The organism is Pseudomonas sp. B7 (assembly GCF_016735645.1).
Lineage (GTDB): Bacteria > Pseudomonadota > Gammaproteobacteria > Pseudomonadales > Pseudomonadaceae > Aquipseudomonas > Aquipseudomonas glycinae.
This window is the reverse complement of record NZ_JAERRE010000005.1, coordinates 39,584-53,354: the sequence shown is the minus strand read 5'-3', so window position 1 is coordinate 53,354 and position 13,771 is coordinate 39,584. Positions and strand designations below refer to the sequence as shown.

Here is a 13,771-nt window from a genome sequence, read left to right as displayed (position 1 = left end):
GTCGGTCGGTAACTTGGATCGGGTCACTGATTTCCAGTGATCGGGTTTAGCAGCCCGGTTCATCTACCACGGTTGCACATCTCACCTTGTCAGGTTTTTACCTGCATTTTGCGGTGGCTGTGCGCATGGCACCTTCGGGTGCGCCGGGTTTGGTGATGACCGGTCTGCTAACTTGCGCACAGCTGCCACCTTCCGTTTAGCAGCGAGACGGTTGCAGCCTCAACGAGGCACATCACCATGTTCAAAGTAACGCCGAATCCTCCGGTCACCGAACCGTCCAGCATCACCGACCCAACTTCCCCCTACGAATGCCCTGACTCCAAGAGATTCAACGAAGCCGCCAACCGCGCCCTCGACTACCACCTCGGCCCGATATCAGCCCACATGATGGCCGCGCCCTACTACCCCAACCGCCTCTACCAGGCCAACCCGGCCAGCAACAACGAATCCCTGCTCGCCGACGCCGTCGAAACCCTGGGCTCGGCCAACGTCATGCTCAACAACTTCGTCGACCTCCTCCAAGGCCCCCACCGCAAAACCGCGCAGGGCATCGCGCAAATCGTGATGCTGGCGGAACTGGCGGTGAATCAGGTACTGGATAACGTTGTGCCAACGGAATAAGGCCCTTGGCGGCAGGTCTCTCCTGCCGCCCCCGCAGCAGTCGATCAATCCCCGCCACTGGATATCCCCCCAATCCCAATTATGCTCAATGAAACCCCGCCCTCCCGCGAGGTCGTGATTCTGTGCACGCTCCACGAAATACCTGAACCGGCATCCGCCACAGGCCTTGGGTACGCGACGTTGATGAAGTGCTCCGGCCTACAAAAACAAGCACGACGGAGAACACCCATGGCAGTACTCGACAGCATGTCCACCGGCAGTGCCCCGCACCACAGCGTCAGCCGAGAGGAACGCAAGGTCATCTTTGCGTCGTCCCTCGGCACGGTGTTCGAGTGGTACGACTTTTATCTCTACGGCTCCCTGGCGGCGATCATCGCCAAGCACTTCTTTGCCGGGGTGAACGAGACCACGGCGTTTATCTTCGCCCTGCTCGCCTTTGCCGCCGGTTTTGCGGTGCGGCCGTTCGGGGCGATTGTTTTCGGACGCTTGGGTGACATGATCGGGCGCAAGCACACGTTTCTGATCACGATTGTGATCATGGGTGTGTCGACGGCGATTGTGGGTTTCCTGCCCGGTTACGCGACCATCGGAGTCGCGGCGCCGATCATTCTGATTACCCTGCGCCTGCTGCAAGGCCTGGCGCTGGGCGGCGAGTACGGCGGCGCGGCAACGTATGTGGCCGAGCATGCGCCCAAGGGCAAGCGCGGTTATTTCACTTCCTGGATTCAGACCACCGCGACCCTGGGTCTGTTTATGTCGTTGCTGGTGATCCTCGCCTGCCGTACCGCGCTGGGCACCGAAGCGTTCGAGGCCTGGGGCTGGCGGATTCCGTTTCTGCTGTCGATCCTGCTGCTGGCGGTCTCGGTGTACATCCGGTTGCAGCTGAACGAGTCGCCGGTGTTCAAGAAAATGAAGGAAGAAGGCAAGTCGTCGAAAGCCCCGCTGACCGAGTCCTTCGCCCGTTGGGACAACCTGAAAATCGTGATCATGGCCCTGCTCGGCGGCACCGCAGGCCAAGCGGTGGTCTGGTACACCGGGCAGTTCTACGCGCTGTTTTTCCTGCTGCAAACACTGAAGATCGACCCGCAGACCGCCAACCTGCTGATCGCCGGTTCGCTGCTGATCGGCACGCCGTTCTTCGTGATTTTCGGCAGCCTGTCCGACCGCATCGGGCGCAAGGGCATCATCATGGCCGGGTGCATTCTGGCGGCGGTGACCTACTTCCCGATCTTCCACGCGCTGACCCAGTACGGTAACCCCGACGTATTCGTCGCCCAAGAGAAGAACCCGGTCAAAGTGATCGCCAACCCCGACCAGTGCTCGTTCCAGTTCGATCCGGTGGGCAAGGCCAAATTCACCAGCTCGTGCGATCTGGCGAAAACCATCCTGGCGAAACGGGCGATCCCGTACGAAAACGTGGTGGCGGAACCGGGCACCGTGGCCCAGGTGCGTATCGGCGACAAAGTCATCGAAAGCTTCGAAGGCACGACCCTGCCGGCCGCTGACTTCAAGACCCGTAACGACGCTTTCACCGCCAGCCTCGGCGCCGCGCTGAAAGAAGCCGGTTACCCGGAAAAAGCCGACCCGGCCAAGACCAATTACCCGATGGTGCTGCTCCTGCTGACCGTTCTGGTGATCTACGTGACCATGGTCTACGGTCCGATTGCCGCGTGGCTGGTCGAGCTGTTCCCGGCGCGCATCCGCTACACCTCGATGTCGCTGCCGTATCACATCGGCAACGGCTGGTTCGGCGGGTTCCTGCCGACGGTGGCGTTTGCGATGGTCGCGGCCACCGGGGATATCTACTACGGCTTGTGGTACCCGATCGTGATTGCGGTGATGACGGCGATTCTGGGGATCTTCTTCATGCCGGAGACCAAGGATCGGGACATTCATCACACCTGACTCAACTCTGTTCGATGCTGTGCGTGGCGTTCACGCACAGCATCGAACGTTGTCACATCGGCGTCATTCTCCCTTGGTAACGTCGTCGCGCCCCGATGCCCCGACCACCAAGGTGACCCTCCCGGTGTACTCAAGCCCGACGCGCCAGACCCTCATCCTGCGATCCGACAACATGGCCAGCGACGACTTCGGTGCCCTGTTCTCGCGAATGTTCGGCAACCGTTATGGCGATACCCCGCCGCCGCCAAAAGACATCATCATCGGCGGCGTTTACGGACGGTATGAAGGCGTGAGTTTCCGGCGCATGCATTACCGGGGCGATTTCACCGTTGCCTTCCCCGAGCCGTTCGACGAAATCACTTTCGTCATTCCCACCGCCGGCAAGATCGTTTTCAACCATGAATCCGTGGGGCTGAGCGATGTGGGGCTGGCCATCGACAAGGCTGACCTGCGTTCGATGCGTTTTATCGACAATCATGCCCAGCACGGCATGTCGATCAGCCGTGCGGCGCTCACCGAACGGCTGTCGACCCTGCTGGGCAAACCGATCGTGCACAAGCTGCATTTCGAGCCGAGGGTGGATCTGAACAGCCCGGCGTGTCAGGGCATTCGCGCGCTGATCGATCTGGCCACCGGTGCGGAATTCGATCTGCTGTTGAACGCTGGCTCGCTGATGCCGTCACGGCTGCGGGAGATGCTGGTGGACGCGGTATTGGAAGCCTGGCCGCACAATTTCAGCCAGGCCTTGCGCCGTCCAGAGGCATTGATTGCGCCCAGGCATGTGCGGCAGGCGATCGATTACATTCAGGCGCATCCCGAGATTCAGATCAGTGGCACGGATCTGGCGCGGCTGGCCAACGTCAGCCTGCGCGCATTGCAGGAAGGGTTTCGACGGTTTGCCGGGATGTCGATTGTCGGGTATCAGCGGCAGGTGCGGCTGGAGCGCGCTTACGAAACGTTGCGTCAGGGCGTTTCGCCGTCGGTGACTGAGGTGGCGCTGCGATTGGGCTTCAGCAATGTCGGCCGGTTCAGCCAGTATTTCCAGAATGCCTACGGCGTGAGCCCGGCCGAGGTTCGAAAAGGATTGCGCTGAGGCAATCCTTTTCCTTCACCTTCAGTTGATCAGAACTGGTAACTGGCCTTGAGCCCGCCGCTGAAACCATGGCTGTCGCCGCCACCGCTGGCACCGACTTCCGCACCAAGGCTCAGAGCACCGAGGTTGGCCATCAGGTTGACACCCCCGCTGAACTGATCGCGGTTATCGAACGCCGCGCGCTGTTCGATATCCAGCCCCAGCAGGTGCCCTTCGCTGTCGACCTGATGATCGCCCAGCACATGCTCGTAACCGACCCGCACGCCCGGCACCAGTTGCCACGCGCCCATCGACATCGGGGCGAACGAGACGTCGAGATTGGCCACCGCACTGCGGCGGGTTTCCTGAATGTCATCGACATTAAGGGCCAATTCGCTGCCCTTCTCCTGGAAGCCTGATAGGTCCAGACGGCTGACCCGCACGCCAAGGCTCGGCTCCAGAACCACATCGTTCATCGGCATCCGATAACCGAGTGCCAACGTGGCGCCGCTGAGATTGCCGTGGGTGTCGCCCTTCGCCGAGCCGAGGCCGCCACCGAGGTCGCGTTTGCTGTCGTAGTCGACGTAACCGGCGCTGATATTGGCATCGACAAACAGGCCACGTTCCAGGCTGGTGAAACCATAACGGGCGCCAAGGTCAAGGAAGGTGAAATCGGTGTCAGTCTCCCCACCTGCGCCGCCCACCGAGCCTTTGCTGTAACCGATGCCGCCGCGAGCGCTGAGTTGTTCGGAGAAGCGCTGCGTGACGCCAACCATCAGGCCCTGACTGTGTTCGTTGCTGCTTTGCGCATGGGCCGAGCCGTCGGTGCCGAGGTAACCGGCGAGCGCGGTGCTCCACAAGCGGTATTGACCGACCTTGAGGTCAGTGCCGCTTGCGAATGGCGCGGCGGCCTGTTCGATCATTGCGTTCTGACGCAGCAGATAACTGGCCGCATCCGCATGTACCTGACCGCCGACCGTGGACTCGACGCCACTAAGGGTGCCGGCGTCGATGGCCGATTGCAGGTAGTAGTTGTAGGCGCTGTAAGTGCCCGACAGCTTGCTGTTCTGCAATTCCTGCAACAGCTGCGCACCGGCGGCGGCGTTGCCGATCAGCCCCGCCTGACCCGGCAGGCTGTTGTACTCGACCATTTTGCCGCGCAGTACATAAATGGTTTCCTGGGACAGACCCAGCCCCTGTTTGAGGTAGTTGTCCATGCTGCCGTATTGCGCGCTCACCTGATCCAGGCCCGCTTGCAGGTAACTGGCCTCGACGCCCAGCAGCGGCGCGTAGATCGCGGCCATGCTCGGCGGCATCATCGCCAGGGTTTTGGCGACCCGCGCGGCGGTGTAGTCGTTGGTCGCCAGGTAGTTGCTCATGATCGTCGCGTCATCGACCCCGGCAATGCTTTGCAGCACAGCGGCGGTCCAGCCGGTGCGGTCCTTGCCGGCGGTGCAATGGAACAACGCGGCGCCGTCGACACCGGCCAGTTCGTTGAACAGCACGCCCAGCTGCCCGCGCATGCCGGCGTCGCTGACGAACGCGCGGTTGGTCTGCTGCATCATCGCAATCGCGTCGGCCGCGCTTTTGAACGAGACCGTGGTGATGTTTGCGCCCGAGGTGGTGGCGCCGATGATGTCGATGTTCTGGTAGGTAGCCCCGCTGATCATTGTGTCCGGCGTGCCGGCGATTTCGCTGGGGGTGCGCAAGTCGTAAACGGCCTTGATGCCCAGACCGTTGAGGGTCGCCAGATCCGACGCCGTCGGCGTCAGCGCATTGGAGCGGTAGAACACCCCGGCGCGCATCGTGCCGTCATGGGTCGTGGAGTAAGCCGTGGTAATACCGGCGATATCGCGGAAGTTGTCGATGCCTTGCAGGCGCGGGGTATCAAGGTCGGCCGCGTGGACGGCGGCGATGGACAGACTCAACACGGACAGCGAACACAGAAAACGTGGAAACACGATGCAGCCTCATTGAAAACCGGTTGGGCTGCCCACTATCTGCAAGGTAATGTGACTGAATATGACAAAACGTCGAAGACAGCCAATCCCGGCGCGATCTGTCCTTCGGCTGCGCGTTCTGTCCGTAAAACGGGCTAAATCCCTGCCGATATTTGACGTTTTTTTTGCAAGAGGCAGGGTAAAGTGCCCTCTCCGGCCATCCTGGAAGCAGTCAATGAACCTCCAAAGCCCTCAAGACGCCGATGATGAAATCCTCAATCAAGCGGCGCACTGGTGCCTGCGTCTGCAAGACGACAGCTGCACCCCTGACGAGCGTCAGGCATTTCAGCAGTGGATTCAGATCAGCCCGCGCCACGCCTTCGAATACGCGAAGATGCTTGAGGTCTGGGAATTGAGCGATCAACTGCCGGACGAGCGCGAAAAGTCGAAAAAGCGCAAGGCCACGACCCTGCCGTGCAGCTTCGAAGAGTTTCAACGCAATCTGGCGCAGCGTAATTAGCCCTGCACCGGGATCGACGCAAACAGCAGTGCGCCCCACTCGAAGCAACGTTTTGTCCTTGAATCAAGGTTAGAATCCGCGCGGTTCGGCTAACAGTTTAAGGATGACCCCGCATGTCCACCCCCGACACCTCCCTGCAAGACACCGCCGCCCCCGACGGCGTCTGCTTCGGCTGCGGCAGCAGCAACCCGCACGGCTTGCACATCAAGAGTTTCTGGCATGAGGACGGCGTGCACGTCATGGCCGAGCATGTGCCCGAGGCCAAATACTGCGGCTGGCCGGAGCTGGTCTACGGCGGCCTGATCGCGATGCTGGTGGACTGCCATTCCAACTGGACCGCAATGGCTTACCACTACCGGGCGGAGAACCGTGAAGCCGAGAGCTTGCCGCGCATCAACTGCGTGACCGGCAACCTCGGCATCAAGTTCATCAAACCAACGCCAATGGGCGTGCCGCTGACGTTGAAGGCCAGAGTCGACGGTGAGGTCGGGCGCAAGACCCGGGTTATCTGCGAGGTCTACGCCGGGGATGTGCTGACGGCGGTGGGCGATTCGGTGTTTGTGCGAGTGGATACCGAGCAGTTGGCAGCGGCCGCGCACGGTCGCTGAAATCCGTCACTGAAGGAAAACTCGATGCCCGATCGCGAAATCATCATCCCCGACTCCATGAAACCCATCGTCGAACGCGCCGGTTACGCCCCGGCGGTTCTGGTCGGCGATACGCTTTACTGCGCCGGTCAGGTGGGCCGGACGGCTGATTTGAAGGTCATCGAAGACCCCGAGCAGCAATTCATCCGCGCCTGGGAAAACCTCGACGAGGTGCTGAAGGCCGGTGGCTGCACCTTCAACGATGTGGTGGAGATGACCACCTATCACGTCGACATGAGCCAACACATGCCGGTGTTTCGTGACGTGAAAAACCGCGTGTTCCCCAAAGGCTTCTGCGCCTGGACCTGCATCGGTGTCAGCGAGCTGGCCCATCCGGGGCTGCTGGTGGAAATCAAATGCGTGGCGGTGCGCAGACGCTGAGCCTTACGCCGGCTGGTGACTGGTCACGCAGTGAATCCCGCCACCACCGGCCGCGATGGCGTCGATGTTGATCTGCACCACGTCGCGGTTCGGGTAGAGCTTTTTCAGCAGGTCGAAGGCCTTCTTGTCGGCGTCCTTGTCGCCGAACTCCGGAGCGATCACCGCGCCGTTGATCACGAAATAGTTGATGTAACCGGCCGCGAAATCGTCGTTGTCCTTGTTGAACTTGGTCTTGCGCGGTTTCAGCGGTGGCGACACGGTGTGGATCTGCAACGGACGACCGTCGGCGTCGGTGGCTTTCTTCAGGATTTCCAGGTGCGCCAGGGTGACCTTGTTGTCGTAGGAGCGCGGGTCGGTGTCGAGGTTGGCGATCACCACGCCGGGCGTGACGAAGCGCGCGTAGAAATCGACGTGGGCGTCGGTGATGTCCTTGCCCTTGATGCCCGGCAGCCAGATGATCTTGCGCAGACCGAGGCGTGCTTTCAGTTCCGCCTCGACGTCGGCCTTGCTCCAGCCGGGGTTGCGGTTTTCGTTGACCCAGCAGCTTTCGGTCATGATCGCGGTGCCGTGACCGTCGACTTCGATGCCGCCGCCCTCGCCCACCAGTTCGCTGCGCTGGTAGGTCGCCTGCGCATCGGCCGCCACGCGTTTGGCGATCTTCGCGTCCTTCGAATGCTGTTGCTTGTTGCCCCAGCCGCTGAAGTTGAAGTCCACCGCGCCCAGGCCGTTCTTGTCATCGATGACGAAGTTGGCGCTGATGTCGCGCATCCAGATGTCGTCGAGGTTGGCGATCTGGTAGGTGATGTTGGAGCTGCCGCAAATCTCTTCGGCCAGGCTGCGCTCGCCGCTGCGGCAGTAGATGGTCAGCGGTTCATAGCGGGCGATGGCGCGGGCGATTCGGCCCAGGGCTTCCTGGACGTCTTCGGTGAAGTCTTCCCAGATCGCGTCCTGCGCGCCGAAGGCCATGTAGGCGCGTTCGTGCTTGTCGCCCTCGTCGGGCATGAACCAGCGACCTTCACTGGCCGCCAGTACCCGCGCCGGGGACAGGCCAAGACCCATGACGGCAGCGCCTGCACCGACGGCGACTGAAACCTGTTTGATGAACTCGCGACGAGTCGGCATGTGTACGTTCCTGATGGGTAAGGGGCCGCCGGGGCGGCCCGGAAAAATCACTTGGCAGTGGCAGTCTTGAACTTGGTCCAGGTGCGCATGCGGGCGCGCATGTCGGCCTGGGGAATGTCCTTGCCCGGTATCAGACGAGCATAGGTCGCTTCGTCGAGGTAGATGTCCGGGTTGTTGCGCATGGCCTCATCCACGTTTGGCCGGGCCTTGGCGTTGGAGGTCGGGTAACCGGTGAAATTGCTGATCGCAGCCATGTTTTCCGGGCGCATCACGAAGTTGATGAATTCGTAGGCGTATTCCGGGTGTTTGGCATCCACCGGAATGGCCATGGTGTCCATCCACACCGTGGTGCCCTCACGCGGCACGCGGTACTGGAAGCGGGTCTGCTTGCCGGCGCTGTCCGAAGTGCGCTGGGCCTGAGTCATGTCGCCGCTGTAGCCGAGGGACAGGCACAGGTTGCCGTTGACCAGATCGGTCACCGGTTGCGACTGGAACTTGCGAATGTACGGCCGCAGCTTCATCAGCAAATCACTGGCCGCCGCCAGATCCGCAGGCTTGGCGCTGCGCGGGTCGCGGCCCAGATAGTTGAGCACCACGGCCAGCACTTCGTCCGGCGAGTCGATCATCGAAATCCCGCAATCGGCAAACTTCGCGGCCAGTTCCGGTTTGAACAGCATGTCGAGGCTGTTGACCGGCGCGTCGGCCATGCGTTGCTGGATCTGCTCGGCGTTGTAGGTCAGGCCGATGGTGCCCCAGGTGTACGGCACGGTGGCCTTGTTCGAATGCTCGTAATGGCTGCGCAGCTTTTGCAGGCCCGGTTCGATGTCGTTCATCGCGGTGATCTTCGAAGGATCCAGCGGCAACAGGCTGCCGGCGCGCATCAGCCGTTCGGCCACGGTGTCACCGGGGAAGATCAGATCGTAGCCGCTGCCGCCGGAGAGCATTTTGGCTTCCAGGGTTTCGCTGCCGTCCATCACGTCGTAGATCACCTTGATTCCGGTTTCGGCGGTGAATTTGCTCAGTGTGTCTTCAGCGAAATAATCCGCCCAGTTGTACAGCCGTAAGGTCTTGTCTTCGGCGTGCACGGCCGGCATCAGGCCGGCCAGCGCCAGGCCCAGAGCGCCCAGCAACCACTTGTGTGAAGTAGGCATATCAGACTCCTTGGGGATTCCAGCGGACGTTAAGGTGACGGCCGTCCTGGCTGAGCAAAGCGCCATACATTTCCGGACGACGGTCGCGGTAGATGCCCCAGCTCAGGCGATCTTCACGCATGGCTGCCAGATCCAGGCTTTGCACCAAGACACCGGTGCTGGCGCGGTCGGCTTCGGCGAGCACTTTTCCCTTGTGGTTGCAGATGAACGATGAGCCGTAGAAATTCATTTGCAACGCCGCATCGGTGCCGGCCACTTCGCGGCCAACCCGGTTGGAGGCGATCACCGGCAGCAGATTGGCAGCCGCGTGGCCGCGCATGGTCATCTGCCAGTGGTCGCGCGAATCCAGATCCGCGCAGCCCGGTTCCGAGCCGATGGCGGTCGGGAACAGCAGCACCTCAGCCCCCATCAACGCCAGGCAGCGGGCAGTTTCCGGGAACCACTGATCCCAGCAGATGCCCACGCCGAGGCGGCCGAACGCGGTGTCCCAGACTTTGAAACCGGTGTCGCCGGGGCTGAAATACTCCTTCTCCTGATAACCGATGGCGTTGGGGATGTGAGTCTTGCGATACACGCCCAACAGGCGCCCGTCGGCATCCGCCACGCTCAGCGAGTTGAAGTAGGCGTTGCCGGCCTTCTCGTACCAGCTCAGCGGTAACACCACGCCCAGTTCGCGGGCCAGCGCGGCGAATCGCGACAGCACCTGACTGTCGCGGTACGCCTCGGCCAGCGCCATGTGCTGATGGCTCTGCTCGATGCAGAAATACGGCGTGGCGAACAGCTCCTGCAACAGGATCACTTGCGCGCCCTGCCCAGCCGCTTCACGCACCAACTGCTCGGCGCGATCAAGGTTGCTTTTCAGGTCCCAGGTGCACGGCATCTGGGTGGTGGCGACTTTCAATATCGTCATCGATCAACCCTCCACCGGCCAGGCTGGCTGTTGCTGGGTGATGCAATGCACACCTCCGCCGCCATGGGCCAGGTGATTGATCTGCACCGGCACCACTTCACGGCCTGGGAACGCCTCGGCCAGGGTTTGCGCCGCCACATGGTCGGCCTCGATGCCGTACGCCGGCATGATGATCGCGCCGTTGGCGATGTAGAAGTTGGTGTACGAGGCGCAGAACACTTCGGCTTCGGTGTCCACGGCATCGGTGGCTTCATACAACTCGATCAGCTCGAATTTGCGGCCCTGAGCGTCGGTGGCCAGCTCCAGTGCGCGGCGGTTTTCCCGCACCACTTCGGCGTACACCGAGCTGCAATCGTGAGTCGCGTCCACCAGCAACACGCCGGGACGAGCGAAGGCGCAGACGCCATCGACGTGGCCGTCGGTCATGTCGCCGGTGACGTAATCCGGATCGCCCGGCAGCCAGATGGTTTTCTTCACGCCGAGCAGGCGGCTGAAGATTTCTTCCATCTCGGCCTTGCTCACACCGGGGTTGCGATTGGGGTTGAGCAGCACCGATTCGGTGGTGATCAACGTGCCCTCGCCGTCCACGTGGATCGCGCCGCCCTCGTTGCTCAGCGCAGTGCCGAAGCACTCGCCGCCCAAGTGATTGAGCACGCGGCGCGCCAGGCTTTCGTCCAGATCATGGGCCGACTTGCCGCCCCAGGCGTTGAACCGCCAGCTCACGCCCGCCAGACCTTGCTCAGGGTGAACGACGAAACTCGGGCCAGAATCGCGGCACCAGCTGTCGTTGACGGCCAGCGGAATCAGTTCGATGTTCGGCCCGCACAAGGCTTTTGCACTGGCGATGGCCGACGGATCGACAACCATTTTCACCGGTTCGAACCGGGCGATGGCGTTGGCGACGCGGGCGAAATCTTCCTGCACCAACGGCAAGGTGACGCCCCAGCCCGACTCCCACAGGGCCTGATTGTGGGGCCAGACCATCCAGGTCGCCGCGTGCGTCACCCACTCTGCCGGCATCATCCAACCGCTGTTGTTGTTTTTGTTATGTTGCATGGTAAAAAGCCCTTTGAGTTAAGCCATTGTGTTCAATGAAAACAGCCTCGGCGGCGTTGACGTGCATGCTAATGGCGGCCTGAAGGGCAAACAAACGATGGATTTAGCGGAAAACTGATTAGAGGAACTTATCGATCATGCTGAAACACTGGCCACCCCTCAGCTCGTTGCGCGGCTTCGAAGCCGCCGCAAGGCTGGGCAGTTTTCACAAGGCCGCCGAGGAACTGAGCCTCACGCAATCGGCCATCAGCCAGCAGATCCGCAGCCTTGAGGCGTACCTCGAGCAACCGCTGTTTTTCCGCAGCGGACGCAGCGTCAGCCTGACCGACGCCGGCCACGATCTGCTCAGCACCACCCAGGCCATGCTGCAGCAACTGTCGGTGGGCATCCGGCGGCTGGGGCAATACCAGAAACCCAATCAACTGGTGCTCAACACCACGCCGGCGTTTGCCCGGCACTGGCTGCTGCCGCGCCTGGGGGATTTTCGGCGACAGCATCCGCAGGTCGATCTGTGGATTTTCAGCACCGATGAGGTGCCAGACATGGCGACCCAGACCATCGATCTGGCGGTGCGCGACGACATCAGTTCCCAGGCTGAATGCAGCTTCAAGGTGTTGCACGCTGACCGCCTCTATCCAGCGTGCCACCCGAGCCTGCTGAGCGTGCCGAGCGCGCAGCGGACGACGCTGCACGGCGAGCGGGAAATGGACTGGAGCCATTGGGCGGTTGAATCAGGGATCGATGTCGGCCAGCAGGATCAGGGTTTGAATTTCTCTGATCCGGGCCTGCTGCTGGACGCTGCATGCGGCGGGCTCGGCATCGCGCTGGTCAGCCAGTTGCTCAGCCGCAAGGCTCGGGCTGACGGGCTGTTGCAGCCCTTGGTGGACGAGACCATTCGCGGCCCGAACTGGGCGCTGCTGACCCACCGCGACAGCGAAAACGATCCGATGGCCCGCAGTTTTACCGAATGGCTGCTGGCGAACCTGAGCGATCCATGACCGGTGCGTGGCGGGCCATTACCTCGGCGATCCAGTCGATGAACACCCGCAGCTTGCGGCTGATGTGGCGGTTCGGCGGGTAGGCGACATAGAGCGGCATCGGATCGAGGCGCCAGTCTTCGAACAGCGGCACCAGATTACCGCTCGCCTCGTGAGCCTTGGACATGTACTTGGGCAGCCACAACACGCCCAGCCCCGCGAGGCCCGCCGACAGATAGGCATTACCGTCATCGACGGCCAGCACATGGCGGCCCTTGATCTGCAGATCTTCGTGTTCGTTGTGCAGGGCGTAAGGCACGGGTTTGCCGGTGCGCGCCCAGAGGAAACCGACTACTCGGTGATGGCTGTCTTCCAGCTCTCGGGGATGCGCCGGGGTGCCGGCACGGGCCAGATAGCTCGGCGCGGCATACACGCCAAGTTGAAGATCCGCCACTTTCCGGGCCATCAGTGACTGATCCCGCAGCTCGCCCCCGCGCACCACGCAATCTACGTTCTCATCGATGATGTCGACGATTCGGTCGCTGACGCCCATGTCGATCTGGATCTCCGGATACCGCGCGCAAAACTCGGGCAGAGCCGGCACCAGAATCAGATTGGCCAGGGGGCTGGGCACATCGACCCGCAAGCGTCCCTTGGGCTGCGCCGCCGCACCGGGAAGACTGGTCTCGGCGTCGTCCATGTCCGCCAGCAACTTGATCACCCGCTCGTAATAAACCGCGCCGTCCGCCGTGGCGTTGACCTTGCGCGTGGTGCGGTTGAGCAACTTCACTCGCAGCCGCGCCTCCAGTTGCTGAATAAGCTGGGTCACGGTGGTCTTGCTCATGTGCAGGGTCTCGGCGGCCTTGGTGAAACTGCCCGCCTCCACCACCCGGGCGAAAGCTTGCATCGCGTCAAAACGGTCCATATCCCACCTCTGACAGGGGCTCGATTGTTTGGTATTTGCAAACAGTGATCGCCAAGGTTGCGCGTTTATCGCGCCGAGGCAAGTCCCTACAGTTGCTCCATCACCGGTTTTCAACCCATTGAAGGAGAAACCCCATGACCCTTGCCCAGCCAAAACGCGACGTGGTTTTCCCGCCCGGACGCCATGCCCTTTACGAGCGCAACCGCTATTCCCCGGCGGTTCGTTCCAACGGTTTTCTATTCGTCTCCGGCCAGGTTGGCAGCCTTGAGGACGGCTCACCGGAGCCGGACCTGAAACAACAGGTGCGACTGGCCTTCACCAATCTCAACGCCATTCTCGGCGCGGCCGGCGCCAGTTTCGATGACGTGGTGGACGTGACCGTGTTCATGGTCGACCCGCAGTCGACCTTCGAAACCATCTGGGAAGTGGTGCCCGAGTTCTGGGGCGAGGCGCCGCATCCGACCATCACGGCGGTCGGCGTGACCTGGCTGTATGGCTTTCAGTTCGAGATCAAGGTGATTGCCAAGCTGCCGGAATGACCTGA

Annotated in this window: 14 protein-coding genes; 8 read left to right on the top strand and 6 right to left on the bottom strand. The window is 61.8% G+C overall.

Translation table 11 applies throughout. The annotated features are described in order from the left end of the window. Positions 1-237 precede the first annotated feature (237 nt). The 3 genes from JKA62_RS13245 to JKA62_RS13235 all read left to right on the top strand — a co-directional run bounded on the left by JKA62_RS13245 (position 238) and on the right by JKA62_RS13235 (position 3,619). On the top strand, positions 238-621 hold the full coding sequence (locus JKA62_RS13245; protein ID WP_011333803.1) for a DUF6124 family protein: 384 nt from the start codon (positions 238-240) through the stop codon (positions 619-621). A gap of 228 nt (positions 622-849) precedes the next feature. Continuing rightward, positions 850-2,526, top strand: a complete 1,677-nt coding sequence (locus tag JKA62_RS13240; RefSeq protein ID WP_041475232.1) for an MFS transporter — start codon at positions 850-852, stop codon at positions 2,524-2,526. A 124-nt stretch (positions 2,527-2,650) separates the two neighbouring features. After that, positions 2,651-3,619 carry a helix-turn-helix transcriptional regulator gene (locus tag JKA62_RS13235; RefSeq protein WP_011333801.1) on the top strand — a complete coding sequence of 323 codons (969 nt, stop codon included), beginning with the start codon at positions 2,651-2,653 and terminating at the stop codon, positions 3,617-3,619. A gap of 29 nt (positions 3,620-3,648) precedes the next feature. Here JKA62_RS13235 and JKA62_RS13230 read toward each other — a convergent pair whose 3' ends face one another. Then, complete coding sequence (locus JKA62_RS13230) at positions 3,649-5,559, bottom strand: tyrosine-protein phosphatase (protein WP_011333800.1); 1,911 nt, start codon at positions 5,557-5,559, stop codon at positions 3,649-3,651. A 214-nt stretch (positions 5,560-5,773) separates the two neighbouring features. Here JKA62_RS13230 and JKA62_RS13225 point away from each other — a divergent pair, with 214 nt between their 5' ends. The 3 genes from JKA62_RS13225 to JKA62_RS13215 all read left to right on the top strand — a co-directional run bounded on the left by JKA62_RS13225 (position 5,774) and on the right by JKA62_RS13215 (position 7,086). Then, on the top strand, positions 5,774-6,058 hold the full coding sequence (locus tag JKA62_RS13225; protein ID WP_011333799.1) for a FecR/PupR family sigma factor regulator: 285 nt from the start codon (positions 5,774-5,776) through the stop codon (positions 6,056-6,058). A 113-nt stretch (positions 6,059-6,171) separates the two neighbouring features. Then, positions 6,172-6,666, top strand: coding sequence for a PaaI family thioesterase (locus JKA62_RS13220; RefSeq protein ID WP_011333798.1), 495 nt, complete (start codon positions 6,172-6,174; stop codon positions 6,664-6,666). Between the two features lie 24 nt (positions 6,667-6,690). Then, positions 6,691-7,086, top strand: a complete 396-nt coding sequence (locus tag JKA62_RS13215) for a RidA family protein (protein WP_011333797.1) — start codon at positions 6,691-6,693, stop codon at positions 7,084-7,086. Positions 7,087-7,089: 3 nt separating this feature from the next. On the opposite strand, the gene JKA62_RS13210 is transcribed toward JKA62_RS13215, so the two are convergent. Genes JKA62_RS13210 through JKA62_RS13195 form a run of 4 tightly spaced genes read right to left on the bottom strand, consistent with a single transcriptional unit; the run spans position 7,090 to position 11,325 of the window. Next, on the bottom strand, positions 7,090-8,208 hold the full coding sequence (locus tag JKA62_RS13210; RefSeq protein WP_011333796.1) for an agmatine deiminase family protein: 1,119 nt from the start codon (positions 8,206-8,208) through the stop codon (positions 7,090-7,092). 47 nt (positions 8,209-8,255) lie between these two features. Then, positions 8,256-9,359 carry an extracellular solute-binding protein gene (locus JKA62_RS13205; RefSeq protein WP_011333795.1) on the bottom strand — a complete coding sequence of 368 codons (1,104 nt, stop codon included), beginning with the start codon at positions 9,357-9,359 and terminating at the stop codon, positions 8,256-8,258. Position 9,360: 1 nt separating this feature from the next. Next, entirely contained in the window at positions 9,361-10,269 is a 909-nt protein-coding gene (gene aguB, locus JKA62_RS13200) for an N-carbamoylputrescine amidase (protein WP_011333794.1), read from the bottom strand. 3 nt (positions 10,270-10,272) lie between these two features. Further along, complete coding sequence (locus tag JKA62_RS13195) at positions 10,273-11,325, bottom strand: agmatine deiminase family protein (RefSeq protein ID WP_011333793.1); 1,053 nt, start codon at positions 11,323-11,325, stop codon at positions 10,273-10,275. 137 nt (positions 11,326-11,462) lie between these two features. Between JKA62_RS13195 and JKA62_RS13190 the strand changes: the two genes are divergently transcribed. Next, positions 11,463-12,323: a LysR substrate-binding domain-containing protein gene (locus JKA62_RS13190; protein ID WP_011333792.1), complete on the top strand. Its 861-nt coding sequence runs from the start codon at positions 11,463-11,465 to the stop codon at positions 12,321-12,323. On the opposite strand, the gene JKA62_RS13185 is transcribed toward JKA62_RS13190, so the two are convergent. Next, positions 12,286-13,227, bottom strand: coding sequence for a LysR family transcriptional regulator (locus tag JKA62_RS13185; RefSeq protein ID WP_011333791.1), 942 nt, complete (start codon positions 13,225-13,227; stop codon positions 12,286-12,288). The two genes, JKA62_RS13190 and JKA62_RS13185, sit on opposite strands and share 38 nt — an antisense overlap. A gap of 134 nt (positions 13,228-13,361) precedes the next feature. Between JKA62_RS13185 and JKA62_RS13180 the strand changes: the two genes are divergently transcribed. Continuing rightward, the gene (locus tag JKA62_RS13180; protein ID WP_011333790.1) at positions 13,362-13,766 is read left to right on the top strand and encodes a RidA family protein; all 405 of its coding nucleotides are present in this window, start codon (positions 13,362-13,364) and stop codon (positions 13,764-13,766) included. Positions 13,767-13,771 lie beyond the last annotated feature (5 nt).

Coding starts and splice junctions, on each gene's coding strand:
- JKA62_RS13185 (WP_011333791.1), bottom strand. CDS start 13,227: ATGGACCGTTTTGACGCGATGCAAGCTTTCGCCCGGGTGGTGGAGGCG.
- JKA62_RS13180 (WP_011333790.1), top strand. CDS start 13,362: ATGACCCTTGCCCAGCCAAAACGCGACGTGGTTTTCCCGCCCGGACGC.
- JKA62_RS13225 (WP_011333799.1), top strand. CDS start 5,774: ATGAACCTCCAAAGCCCTCAAGACGCCGATGATGAAATCCTCAATCAA.
- JKA62_RS13205 (WP_011333795.1), bottom strand. CDS start 9,359: ATGCCTACTTCACACAAGTGGTTGCTGGGCGCTCTGGGCCTGGCGCTG.
- JKA62_RS13215 (WP_011333797.1), top strand. CDS start 6,691: ATGCCCGATCGCGAAATCATCATCCCCGACTCCATGAAACCCATCGTC.
- JKA62_RS13245 (WP_011333803.1), top strand. CDS start 238: ATGTTCAAAGTAACGCCGAATCCTCCGGTCACCGAACCGTCCAGCATC.
- JKA62_RS13210 (WP_011333796.1), bottom strand. CDS start 8,208: ATGCCGACTCGTCGCGAGTTCATCAAACAGGTTTCAGTCGCCGTCGGT.
- JKA62_RS13240 (WP_041475232.1), top strand. CDS start 850: ATGGCAGTACTCGACAGCATGTCCACCGGCAGTGCCCCGCACCACAGC.
- aguB (WP_011333794.1), bottom strand. CDS start 10,269: ATGACGATATTGAAAGTCGCCACCACCCAGATGCCGTGCACCTGGGAC.
- JKA62_RS13220 (WP_011333798.1), top strand. CDS start 6,172: ATGTCCACCCCCGACACCTCCCTGCAAGACACCGCCGCCCCCGACGGC.
- JKA62_RS13190 (WP_011333792.1), top strand. CDS start 11,463: ATGCTGAAACACTGGCCACCCCTCAGCTCGTTGCGCGGCTTCGAAGCC.
- JKA62_RS13195 (WP_011333793.1), bottom strand. CDS start 11,325: ATGCAACATAACAAAAACAACAACAGCGGTTGGATGATGCCGGCAGAG.